Raw genomic sequence first — 15,559 nt, 5'->3', positions numbered from 1 at the left:
TCGACTAGCGCAGGAGCGTGAGCAAACAATGAAGGCTCAGCGGAAAGCGGTAATGCGGCCGCTGTCGTCCAGCACATAGAGCGTCTGCCCAGCGACGACCGGCGCCAGCGAGACGCTGGAGCCGACCTCGCCGAACCGGCTCACCGCGCCGTCGGTCACCGACACCGTATCGACTTCCCCGCGCGAATTGGCGATCCACAGGCGGTTGCCCGCCAGCACCGGCCCGGTCCAGAAGATCGGGTCCTTCTTCTTCTTTTCGCTGCGATAGTGCTGGAGCTGCGTCATCCAGCGCACCTTGCCGCTGGCCTTGGCGATGCACAGCAGCTTCGCCTCGTCGGTCAGCGTGAAGATCCAGTCGCCAGCCACCGCCGGGGTGGAAATGCCCGCGAGGTTGAGTTCCCAGATGCGCTGGCCAGTGACCAGTTCATAAGCAGCCATGCGCCCGCCCTGCCCCAGCGCGTAGACACGACCGTTCTCGATGATCGGATCGGCATCAATGTCGGTCAGGGTCGAGACAGAGGTCGCGATCGAGGTGCGCGCCAGCGCATCGGACCACAGCTCGCGCCCGTTCTCGTAGCGATAGGCGACCAGTTCACCCGAGCTGTAGCCCGCAACGATGGTGCCCTGCCCGGCGGCGGGCGCCGCCACGCCGAATACGCCCGAAAGCGCGACCGAGCCGGACTTGTTCCACTGCTGCACGCCGTCGTCGGCATTGAGCGCGATGATCTGGTTGTCCTGCGTCATCGCATAGACCGACCCGAAGGCGATCGTCGGCGCGCCTCGCAGGGGCCCGGCGGGCTTGACGCGCCACTTCACAGCGCCGGTCGCGGCATCAAGCCGCCCCACTTCGCCCAGCCCGGTGGTGACATAGACCGCGCCGTCGTCATAGGCTGCGCCGCCACCGAACACAGAACCGTTGTTCTCGGCCATGCGGAAGCTCGCCTTCCACACTTCGCGCCCGGTCGCGGCGTCGAGCGCGTGGACCGCGCCCATCGTATCCATCACGAACAGCTTGCCACCGCCGATCACGGGCGAGGCGGCGAGGCGTTCCTTCTTGGACGAGCCGGGAACGCTGGCGGCCCAGACCTTGCGCGGCGCATCGCCGATGGCGAGGTGGCCAGTCGCCTTGGCGGCGGAGCCTGCGGCCTGCGCCCAGTCGGCGTTGGCTTCGGCGGGCGGCAGGACCACGTCCATCGACCCGATCGCGGTGTCGACCTTGGTTCCGGCCTCGATCCGCGAGAGCACGGGAACGCGCTCACCCATCGTCGGGGTCGTCTTGACCTTGCCCTTGCCGGCACAGCCGCCGAGCGCAATCGCCAGGGCAGCGGCGCCGATCAGCGCGGCATGGCGGGGAAAGCGGTTGCCATTCATGTCTTGCATCCTCGTCATGCTGCGCCGGGCGCGCTGGGCACCGTTGCCGGGCCGATCATTCTGCGGTTGCCGGGGCGACCTTGACAATCGCCTCCTGCGGATCTTCCACGGCATCGACGCCCAATTGCCCGGCCAGCTGGCGCACGCGACGGCGCAGCGATTCCGGCACGGTCTTATCCTTGGCGATGCTGGCGAACAGCGCGCCGGCCTGAGGCTTGTCGCCCTGCTTCAGGTAGGCCGCGCCGACCAGCTCGCCCGCGTTGCCGAACCAGGCGTTGCCCGGCACGGCCAGCGGCTTCAGCCGGTCGATCACCTGCTGCGGCGTCATCTGGTCGAAGCGCAGCGCAACTTCCCGCACGGTGGCAAGGTCGCGATAGGCTTGCGGTGCGTCCTTGTCGGCTGCGATGGCGCTGAACAGCTTGGCCGCATCGGCACTCTTGCCCTGCTGCGCGGCGATGGCAGCTTCCATCGCCTGCGCGGCGGCGCGATAGCCTGGCCCGGAATCCTTGGCGATCGGCGCCAGCGCGGCGTCACCGGCCTTGAGGTTGCCGCCCTCAACCTGATCGAGTGCCTTGGTGAAGGCTTCACCCTGCTCGCCCGCGACAGATTTCGCGTGGTTTTCGTACCAGAGATACCCGGCGAGGCCCAGCAGCCCCGCGATCACCGCCGCGCCGACCGGACGACCGTACTTGCGCAGAGCGCCGAACACTTCATCCTCGCGCAGCGCGTCGTCGACTTCGCGCAGGAAGCCGTCCTGCTGCGCGGCATCGCGCGCGGCAATCGGGTTGGCACGGGATTGCGGGGGAGTCGGTCTCAGGGCCAAGGCGCTGCTTTCGGTGTTCTGGCGGATGGGCGGCGGGCAGGACACCCGCTTTCGCGCGGTGTTTAGCGGATGAAGCCGCCTTTTCAACTTGAATGATCGCGGTGCAGGCCTGCCAGCGCGCAAGTGAACCGCCGGTGAAGCGGCCCGCTCACGGAAAACGCGCGTGCCCCAGCGCGGCGGCATAGACCGCGCCATAGCGTGCGGTCATCGTCGCGGCATCGAACTCGGCCCGCGCGCGCACCTGGTTGGCCGCGCCGACACGGCGGCGCAGCGCCTCGTCGGCGGCGAGCGCGGCAAGCGCGGAAGCCAGGGCGGCCTCGTCGCCCGCAGGCGTCACGAAGGGCGCATTCTCTGCCGCCACGATCTCGGCCACGTCGCCCACAGCGGGGCTCGCCACGGCAAGACCCGCCGCCATCGCCTCGACCACCGAAAGCGGGAACTGCTCGCTGTCCGACGACAGCGCGAACAGGTCGAACAACCCGATCGCCGCTGCGGGGTCCGCGACATGGCCGGGAAGATGGACGCGATGGCCGATGTCGAGATCCATCGCCTCGGTCAGGATCGCCTCGCGCTCCGGCCCCTCGCCCAGGATCACGAGATTCCATTCGGGCGGCAGGTGCTTCACCGCGCGCACCAGCCGACGCAGGTTCTTGACCGGGCGCAGCCCCGCCAGCGTACCGACCCAGCGCTCGCCCGGCCGCTTGATCACGCGCGGCAATGCATCGGCCTTCGCCTTGCGGCCATAGGCTTTCGTGTCGATCCCGTTGGCGATGCGTCGCACCTTACCCGCCGGTTGCTTCCATGGCCCCAGCGCGATCGCCTCCAGCCGCCACGAGGGCACGACCAGCGCCCAAGCGCGCGCCAGCGCCATGCGACGATACCAGTTGCGTTTGCGGCTGAGCCGCTCCGCCTCGTCGGCGTTGAAGCCGTCCTCGTGGTGGACCAGCGGGGCAAGGCGCAAGCCCGGCGCGAACAGCGCATGGGCCATGGCCGCGTCCATCGCGCCCCAGTTGTACGTCAGGATCAGGTCGAAGCCCTGCATCGCGCGCGCGATCGCCTGCAAGCGGCGCACCGAAAAGCGCCCGGCCAGCGGCGGAAAGTCCTGCGGCAGATCGAGCGTCAGCCCCTTGTCGACCAGCGCAGCCGCGCCCAGTGCGCCCGGCTCTGCGGACACGACGGTATGCGCCAGCCCCTTACCGAAGCGATTCATCAGGTCGACCGAGCGGCGCTCCTTGCCGCCCGGCCCGAACGTGGAATGCAGGTGCAGGACGCGCAAAGGCTGCGCTGCTTCGGCCCCGATCATGCGACGGCGGAAAGCAGCCGCTCGATCGCCGCGACCACTTCGGGTTCGTCGAGCGTGGGTGCATGGCCGACGCGCGGCACCGTCACCAGTTCGGCCCGTGCGTTACGCACCGCCATCATCGCGGCGGTGCGGGCCGAAAGGATGTCCGAATGCGCACCGCGCAGCAGCAGCAGCGGCCGCCCGGCCAGCGCGTCATAGGCGGGCCACAAGTCGGGCGCCGGGCCATCGGGCACGGCGTCGAGCGGCTCGGCGATCTTCATGTCGTAATCGAAGGCGATGCGCCCGCCGCTGCCCAGCGCCATCGTGCGCTTGGCCATGCGCAGCCAGTCGGTGATCGTGAAGTCGGGATAGATGTCGCCCTGGCTCTCCTCCAGCGCACGCGCGGCATGCATCCACGTCTCGAAGCTGCGCCCCTGCCCCACGTAGCCGCGGATGCGCTCCAGCCCTTCGGATTCCACGGCGGGGCCGATATCGTTCAGAACCGCCGCAGCGATCCGGTCGCGCCCGGTGGCCGCCAGCATCATCGTCAGCAGCCCGCCGAGCGAGGTACCGATGGAGACGAACCGCCCAATGCTCTCCGCCTCCAGCAATGCCTCGATATCCTGCAGATACTGCCCCGGATGGTAGGTCATCGGATCCTTGGCATAGTCGCTGTCACCGCGCCCGCGCAGATCGATGCACAGCACCCGCCAGCCCGCGTCGCACAGCCGGTTGGCCAGATCCTCGAAATCGCGGGCATTGCGCGTCAGCCCCGGCAGGCACAGCACCGGCGGGCGCGAGGTATCGCCGTGGTAGTCGCGAAAGTGGAGGCGCAGGCCATCCCGGCTCGACCAGCTGCGGACTTCGTACTCGGCCATGGTCGAAAAGGACGTCCTTCCTGCGGCCCTTCGCGCCCCCTCGGCGCAAAAAGCCTGTCGGTCCGGCCAGCGCATGCTTGCGCGCCCGTCCGCCTGCCCCCACTATTGCCGCGATGATCCCCCGCCCGCAAGACGTCGCCTATAGCCCATCCCCGCGAATCCGCGCGCTGGCCGACTGGCTGGGCGATCCGGTGGAGGCGGCGGACTTTCCCGACACCATCCTGCGCCTGCGCAACGACCGCGCCGCGCAGGCCGTCGGCCTCGCCGGGCTGACCGACACGGAATGGCTGAATCATTTCGGACGATTCACGCCGTTGGAGGGCAACCTGCCCCAGCCGCTCGCCCTGCGCTATCACGGCCACCAGTTCCGCGTGTACAATCCGGACCTTGGCGACGGGCGCGGGTTCCTGTTCGCGCAGATGCTCGATGGCGAAGGCCGCCTGATGGACCTCGGCACCAAGGGTTCGGGCCAGACGCCGTGGAGCCGCCGGGGCGATGGCCGCCTGACGCTGAAGGGCGCGATGCGCGAGGCGCTGGCAACCGAGATGCTCGAGGCGCTGGGCGTCAACACCAGCCGCACCTTCTCGATCGTGGAGACCGGCGAATCGCTGTGGCGCGGCGACGAGCCTTCGCCCACCCGCTCCGCCGTGCTGGTGCGCCTGTCTCACGGGCACATCCGCATCGGCACCTTCCAGCGCCTGCTCGCGCTCGAAGCGGCGGAGGAAATGGCGCAGCTGGTGCAATACTGCCTTGCCAATTTCCCCGGCAGCGCGGGGCCGGATGACGCCAGCCCCGCCACGCGCCTGCTGAACCAGGTGGTCGAGCGCATGGCCGACATGGCGGCGAGCTACATGGTCGCAGGCTTCGTCCACGGCGTGCTCAACACCGACAACATGAACGTCTCGGGCGAAAGCTTCGACTATGGCCCCTGGCGCTTCCTGCCGCGCTGGGATGCGGGCTTCACCGCCGCCTATTTCGACGAAAGCGGGCTCTACAGCTTCGGCCGCCAGCCGCAGGCGATCCACTGGAACTGCGGCCAGCTCGCCGTCGCGCTGCGCCTGCTCGAAGAAGCGCCGCCGCTGATCGCCGCGCTGGATCGCTATCCCACGCTCTACCAGCAGGCCATGGCGCGGCGCTGGTGCTGGCGGCTGGGCGTGACCCCGCGCGGGGCGGAGGAAGACACCGCGATGATCGCCGCGTGCGAGCGCGTGCTGACCGAAACCGGCGTCGCGCCCGATGCGCTGTTCTTCGGCTGGCGCGGTGGCCGCCGCCCGGCGGAGGCCGCAGGCGATGCCGCCGATGCGCTGGCCGCCGCGCTTGCGCCGTATGCCGCGCTGCCATCCAACCATTCCTATTGGAGCGGCCCCGGCCCGCAGTCGCTGCTGATCGAGGAAGTCGAATCGCTCTGGGCGCCGATCGCCGAGCACGACGACTGGGCCCCGTTCAAAGCCAAGCTCGCCGCGATCCGCGCGATGGGCGAAGCGCACGGCGTGCCCCCTACGGCCGAAGGCCACGCGCCCTGATCCGCAACATCCCTTAACCATGACGGGAGAGATACCTTCTCTCTTTGGTTACCATTTTCGCGCTAACGGCAAGAACCTAGGCCCATGCCCGACACCAGCAACGAACAGGACTCCGTGGAACAAGGCGCGGTCATCGCAGACGAGATCATCTCGATCGAACCGGCTACCGGCGCCGAATTGTGGCGCGGCAAGGTGAGCGATGTCGACGACATCGTCTCTCGCGCGCGCCGCGCCTGGCCCGCGTGGGCCGCGCAGCCGCTGTCCACCCGCATCGAACTGGTGCGCCGCTTTGCCAACGAAGTGCGCAAGGAGGCCGACAAGCTGGCCACCACGATCGCGCGCGAAACCGGCAAGCCCATGTGGGAATCGCGCGCCGAAGTCGAAAGCGTGATCAACAAGGTCGAGATTTCGGTGCGCGCCTATGCCGATCGCACGTCGCAGCGCCGACTCGACAGCGCGCTTCAGGGCACCGCCGCCATCCGCCACAAGCCGCACGGCGTGATGGCGGTGATCGGCCCCTACAATTTCCCCGCGCACCTGCCCAACGGCCACATCGTGCCCGCGCTGATCGCGGGCAACGTGGTGGTGTTCAAGCCGTCGGAAAAGGCCCCCGCCACCGGCGAACTGCTCGCCCAGTGCTTCCACCGCGCGGGCATTTCCGCTGCCGTGGTGCAGGTGCTGATCGGCGGCCCGCGCCAGGGGCAGGAGCTTGCCGTCCATGATGGCATCGACGGCGTGCTGTTCACAGGGTCCGCCCATGTCGGCATTGCCATCAACCGCAAGCTGGCGGGCAATCCCGGCAAGATAGTCGCGCTGGAAATGGGCGGCAACAACCCGATCGTGGTGTGGGACACGCCCAAGATCGAGGACGCCGCCGCGCTCGTCGCGCAATCGGCCTTCACATCCGCAGGCCAGCGCTGCACCGCCGCGCGTCGCCTGATCGTCAAGTCCGACATGTACGACGCGGTCGTCGGCGAAGTGAAGCGGCTGGCCGACCGCATGATCGTGGGCGGCCCGTTCGATGATCCGCCGCCGTTCATGGGCCCGGTGATCGACAACCGCACCGCCGATGGCCTGACCGAAAGCTTCGTCTATCTGCTTTCCACCGGGGGGCGCCCGATCAAGCACATGGTGCGTTTGCACGACGAACTGCCCTTCCTCAGCCCCGCGATCATCGACGTGACCGCGATTGCCGAAAAGCCGGACGTCGAGCTGTTCGGCCCGCTGTTGCAGGTGATTCGCGTCGACGATTTCGACCAGGCCATCGCCGAAGCCAACGCCACGCGCTTCGGCCTCTCGGCCTCGCTGATCGGCGGCACGCCGTCAGACTACAGCCGCTTCTGGGCCAACATTCGCGCAGGCGTGGTCAACTGGAACCGCCCGACCAACGGCGCCTCGTCCGCCGCGCCCTTCGGCGGCACCGGGCTTTCAGGCAACAACCGCCCGAGCGCCTACTACGCTGCGGACTACTGCGCCTATCCGGTGGCTTCGTCGGAAATGGAACAACCACGCGCAGGGATCGGCGTGGGCCTGCGCAACGACTGAGGACGTTCAGCGCCGCGCGGACTCGCTGGCATCGGGCAGCGGCTTGGCGGGATCGACCGGCCCGCCCGGCGCGACGGCCATGTTCCGCATGTTCTGCTGCGACAGGTCAGGATCGACCAGCAACTGGCCCTCAAGCGCCTCGGTCATCACGGGATCCTGCGCCTGTTGACGCTTGGCGGTATCCGCCTGCGAACAACCCGTGGCGAGCGCCAGCAGCGCAGTAGCGATGACAATGCGACCCCGTCCCATGCGCAGGCTTTAGCACGGTGCAAGTTAAGATGCGCTGAGCGTGATTTCGGGCTGGAACAGCCCGCCCCCAGCCGCTCCCGCAAGCGGGAAGGGAGCGAGACTTGCGCTGCCGGAAGCGGCGCCGGTCGCAGCGGGGGTAGGCACAGCGCGATGCTCATTCCATGGGAAAAGGGCGCCCCGGCCTAAGCCGGAGCGCCCCATCGACAGCCCAAGGTGCGACCCGAAGGGCAGTGTCAAATCATCAGCGGCAACGCGATCCGCCGCGGTCGACCTCGCGGCCCAGCAGTGCGCCACCGGCAGCGCCGAGAATCGCACCGAGCGTGCGGTCACCACGGTAACCCGCCACTTCGCGACCCAGCAGCGCGCCCGCTGCACCGCCGATCAGCAGGCCGGTGGTGCCATCGTTGCGGCGGCAATAGGTGCGCCCGTCGCGACCGCGCCAGCTCGCCCCGCGGTAGTAGTCGCGGCGGTAACCGTCGCCGTTGTCGTAGCGGCGGCCGTAATCGCCGCGATAGTCGTTCCGGTAACGGTCGTAGCGATCGTAGTCGCCATAGCGGCCACCGTGGTTCCAGCTTTCCTCGAACTGGCCGCGATCCTCGCCGCGATCGAAGTCGTGCGCCAGCGCAGGCGTGGTCGCCGAAGCGAGGGTTCCGGCGGCGACGAGCGCCATGGCGGCCTTGGTAATGGTCTTCATGATCGGTCTCCTGTTCCTTGCGGCGCTGGTGTCCCTGGGCTGTGGCCGGTGGAGGAGTAGCGTCGTTGGTTCATGCTTACGCCTGCGAACCTGAACGGAATGCAACGCCATCGTCAGAATTGGAGAATGCGACGAAGCGTTTGGGCGCAGCCTCCAACCGTGCTTTTTCAGCGACGAACGAGGGGCTTGGCGCAAGCCTGTGCTGCTGTCACAGGGGCACGATGAACGATCTTGCGCGCCGCGGCAGCCACGGGCTCATCGCCGCCATTCTCGCCTACGTGATGTGGGGCTTTCTGCCGCTCTACTTCCACGCCATGACCAGCGTGCCTGCGCTGGAACTGGTGGCGTTCCGCATCTGCTTCACGTTGCCGTTCTGCCTGATCGTGGTGTTCTGGCGCGGCATGGGTGCGGAACTTCTGGCCGCGCTACGCACGCCCGCCGTGCTGCTCCGGCTCTGCGCCAGCGCGGGCCTGATCGCCACCAACTGGCTGATCTTCGTGATCGCGGTCGCCAATGGCCACGTCCTGGCCTCCAGCCTCGGCTACTACATCAACCCGCTGCTCAACGTGCTGATCGGCACGCTATTCCTCGGCGAAAAGCTCAACCGCACGCAGTGGAGCGCCGTCGCCGTCGCGGCTGTGGGCATCGCGCTGCTGGTGTGGGGTGCGCTCGACATGCTGGGCGTTGCGCTGGCGCTCGCGGTCAGCTTCGCGCTCTATGGCCTGATCCGCAAGCTGACGCCGGTGGCCTCGGTGCCGGGCCTGACCATCGAGACCATGGTGCTGTTCGTGCCCGCGCTGCTGGCGGTGGGCTGGTTCGCGCTCCACGCCCCCGGCTCCAGCATCGCGCGCGGCCCTGGCATGGCGCTGGCCATCGCAGCCAGCGGCGTGCTGACGGGCGTGCCGCTGCTGCTGTTCGCGGTCGCTGCGCAGAAGCTCGACTTGTCGGTGCTGGGCTTCATCCAGTTCCTGGCCCCGACCATCAGCTTCCTGCTCGGCATCTTCGCCTTTGGCGAGGCGCTCGATACGGTGCGCCTCGCCTGCTTCGTGCTGATCTGGGCAGCGATCGCGCTGTTCAGCGCCGACATGCTCCGCCGCCGCCGACTGGAAGCGCGTTCACGCTAGGCGCCAGCCCAACGCTTCGCCCGCGTGGAACGGCACGATCGTCGTGCCGTTGGCGTCCACAGCCTCCGGCACGGTGATGCTGGTCCGCTCCAGCGTCACCGTGCCTTCATTGAGCGGCAACCCGTAGAAGCGTGGCCCGTTCTCGCTGGCGAAGGCTTCGAACTTGTCCAGCGCGCCTTCCTCGTCGAACACCGCCACATAGCTTTCCAGCGCATAGGGCGCGTTGAAGATGCCCGCGCAGCCGCAGGCCGCTTCCTTCAGGTGCTTGGCGTGCGGCGCGGTATCGGTGCCGAGGAAGAACTTGGCACTGCCCGAAGTCGCCGCCTTGCGCAGCGCAAGCCGGTGCTTTTCGCGCTTGGCCACGGGCAGGCAGTAAGCGTGCGGGCGGATGCCGCCGACCAGCATGGCGTTGCGGTTGATGTGCAGGTGCTGCGGCGTGATCGTCGCGCCGATACGGTCCGATGCTTCGCCCACGAACTGCGCGGCTTCCTCGGTGGTGATGTGTTCGAACACCACCTTCAGACCCGGCAGGTCGCGCACCAGCGGGGCGAGCGTGCGTTCGATGAACACCGCCTCGCGATCGAAGATATCGACGTGGGCATCGGTCACTTCGCCGTGGATCAGCAGCGGCATCCCGATCTTTTCCATGCGCTCCAGCAACTTGGCGATGTTGGCGATGGAGGTGACGCCGTGGGCGGAGCCCGTGGTCGCGTGCGCGGGATAGAGCTTGGCCGCCACGAACACGCCGGCCGAAAAGCCGCGTTCGACCTCGTCGGGATCGGTCGCGTCGGTCAGGTAGAGCGTCATCAGCGGCGTGAAATCGAGGCCCTGCGGCAGCGCGGCGAGGATGCGGTCGCGATAGGCGGAAACGCCCGCCACGTCGGTCATCGGCGGCGACAGGTTGGGCATGACGATCGCGCGGGCGAACTGGCGCGCGGTATAGGGCAGCACGCCTTTCAGCACCTCGCCATCGCGCAGGTGAACGTGCCAGTCGTCGGGGCGGCGGATCGTCAGAGTCGTGGTCATGGTTTGGCGCTTTGCCACAGCGGAAAATCGGTGCAACCTGAACGACACCTAAAAGCACCTGAACGACACCTAACCCCACTTGAACGCGCCCGAACCTGCGCCAAATGGAACCTATGACCCACCCACGCCTGTACGACCGCGCGCTCGTCCGCCTGACCCCCGAAGATCCGGCCGAAGACGTCGCGGGGTTCCTCCAGGGCCTCGTCACCAACGATGTCAAAGGCGTGCTGCCGGTCTGGGCGGCGCTGCTTTCCGCGCAAGGCAAGGTGCTGTTCGATTTCATCGTCTGGCCCGACGACAAGGGCCTTCTGCTCGATTGCGAGGCCGCCGTGGCCGATGCGCTGGTCAAGCGCCTGTCGCTCTACCGCCTGCGCCGCAAGATCCGCATCGAACGCGCTGGCAACGTCGGCGTCTACTGGGAGGGGCACACTGGCGACGGAGCCGCCGAAGATCCACGCCTGCGCGCGCTGGGCCAACGCTGGATCGCGCCGCTGGGCGCAGAAGACGCACCGGCCGATGCCGCGTGGCTGGCGCACCGTCTGAAGCTGGGCGTCACCGAGGGACTGGCCGAGCTGGGCAGCGACAAGACGCTCTGGCTCGAATGCAACGCGGTAGACCTGAACGGCGTCAGCTTCACCAAGGGCTGTTATGTCGGCCAGGAAAACACCGCGCGGATGAACTGGCGGCAGAAGGTGAACCGGCGACTGGTGGTGGTGCCACTTGAAAAATCCAACGAATCACGGCGGCGCATCGCCTACCCGGAGCTAGGGCTGGCGGTCGATCACCTGCGGGTGGAGGACATCACGCCTGCCCTCGCGCCTTCGTGGATGGACCTTACGCCCCAGGCGTGATCGGCGCGGCCTGAAGCCCGTCTGCCAGCATCGCCTCGGCACGTTCGCGCGCGGTGTCGCGCGGCAGGTCGAGCGCCTGCGCCAGTGGCCCCCCCATCAGCGCATCGCCCAGCGCCATCAGCACCAGCGCCAGCGTGTTGCCGCGCTGCGCGTCCGAACCGTATTCATCGAGATCGATCACCAGATCGTGGATCGTGTTGACGATCGGATCGAGCGCATCCTCGTTTCCGGACAGCAGCATCCACGATGCAAGCGCGCCCGCGCCTTCCTTGTCGAACGCATCGAAGGTCAGGTCGACCACGTCGCGCGGGCAGCCGATGCCGGAACGCTGCGCGATCACGGCGTCGCGGATCGTGGCACAGATCGTTTCGGCAAGGTGCCCGGCGAGCGCTTTCTGCAAGCCCGAGGCCGATCCGAAATGGTGCAGCAGATTGGCATGGGTGCGCCCGATTCGCCCGGCCACTGCCTTGAGCGTCACGGCCTGCGGCCCGGCTTCGATCAGCAACCCCCTTGCCGCTTCCAGCGCGGCGATACGGCTTTCCTCGGGGCTCAGGCGCTTCCTTGTTGACATCAGTGTCAGTTACTCTATCTCTGACGCTACTGACATATCTGTCAATTGAGCGTGGGACAACCGATGACTGCGAACTTGCAATCCCCAGCCCCGAACCCTGCCCTAGACCTGCCCAGCCCTGCGAGCAAGGCAGCCGTAACGGCAACGCCCGCCGACCTTGAACTGGTGATCCGCGACCGCCGCTTCGGCCGATCGCGCAAGCTGCCGCGCTGGTGGCTGAACAACGATCCCATCGGTTCGGCGTGGTACAACGCGCTGTCGCTGACCTTTCCGCGCGGCGAGGCGTTCTTCATCGAATCGGTGAAAGCCTTCCGCGAAGGCGTGCCGCCCCGGCTGGAGGCCGAGATCCGCGATTTCATCAAACAGGAAATCAACCACACGCGCGAACACGTGGCCTTCAACCGCGCCGCGACCGAAGCGGGTTACGACCTGTCGGAGATGGACCGCCGCCTTGCCGAGAACCTCGACGAGGCCAAGGACCGCCCGCCGATCGCCAACCTTGCCACGACAATGGCGCTGGAACATTTCACCGCCATCCTTGCGCTTGAACTGCTGCGCACGCCCGCGCACCTCAAGGGGGGCGAGGAGGAAACGGCCAACCTGTGGCGCTGGCACGCAATCGAGGAAATCGAACACAAGGGCGTCGCCTACGACACATGGCTGCACGCCACGCGCGACTGGAGCCGATCGAAGCGCTGGAAGATCAAGTCGCTGCTGATGCTGGCGGTGACGCGCGAGTTCTTCCAGCACCGCATCGCCGATACGCTGGAACTGCTGCGGCAGGACGGGCTGACGGGCTGGAAGGTGAAGGCGCGCCTTGCCGCCTACCTGCTGTTCAAGCCCGGCCTCGTCAGCCGCATCCTGCCCTTGTGGCTCAGCTACTTCCTGCCCGGCTTCCACCCGTGGAACCACGACGATCGCGCGCTGATCGCCGGGGCCGAGCGCCAGTTCCCGGCGACGGCCGCGCTGGCCTGACGGAACGTGATGCGGGCGGCGCTCAGGCCGCTCGCATCACTTCCTCTTCGTCGCCATTGCCTGCGCCCGCTAGGTCGGTGGCGTACACCAGCGTGGGCGCGACCGCGCGGCGGCCCGCACCGAAACGCGCGCGCACTTCGCCAGTAGCGATGAAGCCCGCCTTTTCCAGCACACGCCCGCTCGCCGGATTGTCGACGAAGTGGCTGGCGACCAGGCGCCGATGGCCAATCGTCGCGGCCAGCCCCAGCACCGCGCGCACGGCTTCGGTGGCATAGCCCCGACCCCACTGGCTGCGCGCGATCCAGAAGCCGAGTTCGACCTCGTCCGCGTCCTCGGCGTGCGTCAGCCCGACGCTGCCGATCAGCCGCGTGCCATGCGCACCGGGCAGGGTGACGAAGAAATGCGGGAAACGCCTGTGCTGCGGCTGGCTGGCGAACCAGCGCGCATCTTCAGGGCCATAGGGCCACGGCGCGCGCATCAGATTGCGCACGAGCCGCTCATCATCGGCAATGGCATGCAGTTCGGCCCAGTCTTCGGGCCAGCCCGGCCGCAGGAACAGCCGCTCGCTGCGAATGAACACGTCACTTCTCCTCATCCGCCCCGTCGATTGCGCCCCTAGAGCGCTGCAATGACAGGGATATTGCGTGGTACGCGCAAAGCATCGGTTCCCGAGACATTCCGGGGCGATTGCGCGACGATGCGGGTGAGGGAGAAACGAAAAGAGGGAGACGGGCGGGGCCCTCTCCCTCTGTCAGCCGGTTCGTTGGAACCGGCGGGGCCATCCCGTCAGGATGGCCCTTTGCATGACCATCCGATTATTCGGCGGCTTCGGCCATCGCGTCGACCGACACGTACTTGCGACCAAGCTTACCAGCGTGGAAGCGTACGCGGCCTTCGGCGAGCGCGAACAGGGTGTGATCCTTGCCCATGCCGACGTTGGCGCCGGGGTATACGCGGGTGCCGCGCTGGCGGATGATGATGTTGCCGCCGATCACTTCCTGACCGCCGAACTTCTTCACGCCGAGGCGGCGGCCAGCCGAGTCGCGACCGTTGCGCGACGAACCGCCTGCTTTCTTATGTGCCATTTCGTCTTACTCCGATCTCGTGTCAGGCGACCGAAACGATCCGCAGCAGGGTCATCTGCTGGCGGTGACCGTTCTTGCGGCGATAGTTGTGGCGGCGGCGCTTCTTGAACACCACGACCTTCTCCGACTTCGCCTGCGCGATGATCTCGGCCGAGACCGTGATCGCAGCGGCATCGGCCAGTTCGCCGTCCTTGCCTGCGAGGAGGACGTCACCGAGGGTGATCGTGTCGCCGGCTTCACCCGCCAGCTTCTCGACCGCGATCTTGTCTCCGGCGGCAACCCGATACTGCTTGCCGCCCGTGCGCACGATTGCGAACATGGTTCCTGCTATCCGTTTCAAATGCCTGACCCACCAAGCACCCCGATTCTCTTGCGAGAAACCGCGGACAGCGGGCAATACGCCGGAATTCCGCCGAATGCGGAACCCCGGAAAGAGCGGTGCCGATAGTCGAAGGAGAGATTCGTGTCAACGCTGCTACACATCGCGTCGACGCCGAAACCATGCGCTTTTCGATGCGACGCTGGCGAGAACGCGCACTCGTGCTATGGCGCGGCGATGCAGCGCCTTACCATGCCTTCGCCCCTGCGCGCCACCACGCTTGCCCTGCTGATCGGCGCAAGCCTTGCCGCAAGCGCCTGCGCCAAGCGCAGCGACTTCCCCTCGCTGGCCCGGCGCCCGGCCGAACGCGCCTATGGCAGCGCCCAGCCTGTCGCCGCGCCGACGCCGGATGCGCAGGCCCCGCTGCCCGCCGATGCCTCGATCGTGGCGCGCGTCATCGCGCTGACCGAGCAGGCGCGCAAGGCCGATGCCAAGTTCGAAGCCCGCCGCGCCAGCGCCGAACGCGCCGTGGCCGCCGCGCGCGGCGCCGCCGTGGGCAGCGATGCCTGGTCGGTCGCACAGATCGCGCTGGCCGATCTCGATTCGGCACGCAGCGAAGGCATGGTCGCCATGGCCGATCTCGACCGGATGCTGGTGGCGGCGGCGCAAGCCGCGGTCGACGGCCCGCGTGGCGATCTCGACGCGATCACGCCGGCCCACGCACAAGTCGACGACCTGATGCGCAAGGAACTGGCCACGCTCGATTCGCTGCGGGGACGGATCGGCGGCTGACGAAAAACGCTACCAGCGCGCCAGATCGTCCCGGTCCTGCGCGCGCGGCTCGATCCAGCGCCAGCCCTGCGCGGTCTTCTCGCGCTTCCAGAACCACGATTCGCTCTTGAGGTGGTCCATCGCGAAATCGGCGGCGGCAAATGCGTCGCGGCGATGGCGGGCGGCGGCGGCGACAAGGACGATGGGATCGCGCGGGGCCATCACGCCGACCCGGTGGAGCAGCAGCAGCCCGTCGAGCGGCCAGCGCGCGTGGATCGTCCCGCCCAGCGCCTGCATCCCCGGCAGCGTCAGTGGGCCGTAGTGCTTCAGCTCCAGCGCCTCGACCCCGCCGCCTTCGCGCACCTGGCCGAGAAAGCTGACGATCCCGCCCGCCGCCGGAAGCCCGGCGGTGAAGCGTTCGAGTTCGAGCGCGGGATCGAAGCCGCTCTCGATGAGGCGGACATCCTGCATG

General features: G+C 67.8%; 18 protein-coding genes. 6 read left to right on the top strand and 12 right to left on the bottom strand.

The window, feature by feature from the left end:
- Positions 1 to 36 precede the first annotated feature (36 nt).
- From K3A84_RS09345 to K3A84_RS09330, 4 genes are all read right to left on the bottom strand, one after another.
- Positions 37 to 1,371 (bottom strand): outer membrane protein assembly factor BamB family protein, encoded by a 1,335-nt coding sequence (locus K3A84_RS09345; RefSeq protein WP_225009071.1) that lies wholly within the window; start codon positions 1,369 to 1,371, stop codon positions 37 to 39.
- A 55-nt stretch (positions 1,372 to 1,426) separates the two neighbouring features.
- Positions 1,427 to 2,194, bottom strand: coding sequence for a tetratricopeptide repeat protein (locus K3A84_RS09340; protein WP_225009070.1), 768 nt, complete (start codon positions 2,192 to 2,194; stop codon positions 1,427 to 1,429).
- Positions 2,195 to 2,342: 148 nt separating this feature from the next.
- Complete coding sequence (locus K3A84_RS09335) at positions 2,343 to 3,497, bottom strand: glycosyltransferase (protein ID WP_225009069.1); 1,155 nt, start codon at positions 3,495 to 3,497, stop codon at positions 2,343 to 2,345.
- Positions 3,494 to 4,354 carry an alpha/beta fold hydrolase gene (locus K3A84_RS09330; RefSeq protein ID WP_225009068.1) on the bottom strand — a complete coding sequence of 287 codons (861 nt, stop codon included), beginning with the start codon at positions 4,352 to 4,354 and terminating at the stop codon, positions 3,494 to 3,496. Before K3A84_RS09330 ends, K3A84_RS09335 begins: the two co-directional genes overlap by 4 nt.
- Positions 4,355 to 4,467: 113 nt before the next feature.
- Here K3A84_RS09330 and K3A84_RS09325 point away from each other — a divergent pair, with 113 nt between their 5' ends.
- Both K3A84_RS09325 and astD read left to right on the top strand, forming a co-directional pair.
- A complete protein-coding gene (locus K3A84_RS09325; protein WP_225009067.1) occupies positions 4,468 to 5,877 on the top strand; it encodes a protein adenylyltransferase SelO family protein in 1,410 nt (469 codons plus the stop codon).
- 132 nt (positions 5,878 to 6,009) lie between these two features.
- Positions 6,010 to 7,422: a succinylglutamate-semialdehyde dehydrogenase gene (gene astD / locus K3A84_RS09320; RefSeq protein ID WP_225009429.1), complete on the top strand. Its 1,413-nt coding sequence runs from the start codon at positions 6,010 to 6,012 to the stop codon at positions 7,420 to 7,422.
- A 6-nt stretch (positions 7,423 to 7,428) separates the two neighbouring features.
- Here astD and K3A84_RS09315 read toward each other — a convergent pair whose 3' ends face one another.
- Both K3A84_RS09315 and K3A84_RS09310 read right to left on the bottom strand, forming a co-directional pair.
- Positions 7,429 to 7,671, bottom strand: a complete 243-nt coding sequence (locus K3A84_RS09315; RefSeq protein WP_225009066.1) for a hypothetical protein — start codon at positions 7,669 to 7,671, stop codon at positions 7,429 to 7,431.
- A gap of 241 nt (positions 7,672 to 7,912) precedes the next feature.
- Positions 7,913 to 8,365: a glycine zipper 2TM domain-containing protein gene (locus tag K3A84_RS09310; RefSeq protein ID WP_225009065.1), complete on the bottom strand. Its 453-nt coding sequence runs from the start codon at positions 8,363 to 8,365 to the stop codon at positions 7,913 to 7,915.
- Positions 8,366 to 8,586: 221 nt separating this feature from the next.
- Between K3A84_RS09310 and rarD the strand changes: the two genes are divergently transcribed.
- Positions 8,587 to 9,489, top strand: a complete 903-nt coding sequence (gene rarD, locus K3A84_RS09305; protein ID WP_225009064.1) for an EamA family transporter RarD — start codon at positions 8,587 to 8,589, stop codon at positions 9,487 to 9,489.
- On the opposite strand, the gene pyrC is transcribed toward rarD, so the two are convergent.
- Positions 9,481 to 10,515: a dihydroorotase gene (gene pyrC, locus K3A84_RS09300; protein ID WP_225009063.1), complete on the bottom strand. Its 1,035-nt coding sequence runs from the start codon at positions 10,513 to 10,515 to the stop codon at positions 9,481 to 9,483. The genes rarD and pyrC overlap by 9 nt on opposite strands.
- A 113-nt stretch (positions 10,516 to 10,628) precedes the next feature.
- On the opposite strand from pyrC, the gene ygfZ reads away from it, so the two are divergent.
- On the top strand, positions 10,629 to 11,366 hold the full coding sequence (gene ygfZ / locus K3A84_RS09295) for a CAF17-like 4Fe-4S cluster assembly/insertion protein YgfZ (RefSeq protein ID WP_225009062.1): 738 nt from the start codon (positions 10,629 to 10,631) through the stop codon (positions 11,364 to 11,366).
- On the opposite strand, the gene K3A84_RS09290 is transcribed toward ygfZ, so the two are convergent.
- On the bottom strand, positions 11,350 to 11,937 hold the full coding sequence (locus K3A84_RS09290) for a TetR/AcrR family transcriptional regulator (protein WP_225009061.1): 588 nt from the start codon (positions 11,935 to 11,937) through the stop codon (positions 11,350 to 11,352). The genes ygfZ and K3A84_RS09290 overlap by 17 nt on opposite strands.
- Before the next feature lie 108 nt (positions 11,938 to 12,045).
- Here K3A84_RS09290 and K3A84_RS09285 point away from each other — a divergent pair, with 108 nt between their 5' ends.
- Entirely contained in the window at positions 12,046 to 12,912 is an 867-nt protein-coding gene (locus K3A84_RS09285; RefSeq protein ID WP_225009428.1) for a metal-dependent hydrolase, read from the top strand.
- A 22-nt stretch (positions 12,913 to 12,934) separates the two neighbouring features.
- On the opposite strand, the gene K3A84_RS09280 is transcribed toward K3A84_RS09285, so the two are convergent.
- The 3 genes from K3A84_RS09280 to rplU form a co-directional block, all read right to left on the bottom strand.
- Positions 12,935 to 13,492, bottom strand: coding sequence for a GNAT family N-acetyltransferase (locus K3A84_RS09280; RefSeq protein ID WP_225009060.1), 558 nt, complete (start codon positions 13,490 to 13,492; stop codon positions 12,935 to 12,937).
- 235 nt (positions 13,493 to 13,727) lie between these two features.
- The gene (gene rpmA / locus K3A84_RS09275) at positions 13,728 to 13,997 is read right to left on the bottom strand and encodes a 50S ribosomal protein L27 (protein ID WP_225009059.1); all 270 of its coding nucleotides are present in this window, start codon (positions 13,995 to 13,997) and stop codon (positions 13,728 to 13,730) included.
- A 22-nt stretch (positions 13,998 to 14,019) separates the two neighbouring features.
- Entirely contained in the window at positions 14,020 to 14,316 is a 297-nt protein-coding gene (gene rplU / locus K3A84_RS09270) for a 50S ribosomal protein L21 (RefSeq protein WP_225009058.1), read from the bottom strand.
- A 237-nt stretch (positions 14,317 to 14,553) separates the two neighbouring features.
- On the opposite strand from rplU, the gene K3A84_RS09265 reads away from it, so the two are divergent.
- The gene (locus tag K3A84_RS09265; protein WP_225009057.1) at positions 14,554 to 15,108 is read left to right on the top strand and encodes a hypothetical protein; all 555 of its coding nucleotides are present in this window, start codon (positions 14,554 to 14,556) and stop codon (positions 15,106 to 15,108) included.
- A 9-nt stretch (positions 15,109 to 15,117) separates the two neighbouring features.
- On the opposite strand, the gene K3A84_RS09260 is transcribed toward K3A84_RS09265, so the two are convergent.
- On the bottom strand, positions 15,118 to 15,558 hold the full coding sequence (locus K3A84_RS09260) for a molybdenum cofactor biosynthesis protein MoaE (protein ID WP_225009056.1): 441 nt from the start codon (positions 15,556 to 15,558) through the stop codon (positions 15,118 to 15,120).
- Between the last annotated feature and the right edge of the window lies 1 nt (position 15,559).

Source organism: Novosphingobium percolationis, assembly GCF_020179425.1.
In the GTDB taxonomy this organism is placed as follows: domain Bacteria; phylum Pseudomonadota; class Alphaproteobacteria; order Sphingomonadales; family Sphingomonadaceae; genus Novosphingobium; species Novosphingobium percolationis.
This window is presented reverse-complemented; position numbering and strand designations above follow the sequence as displayed.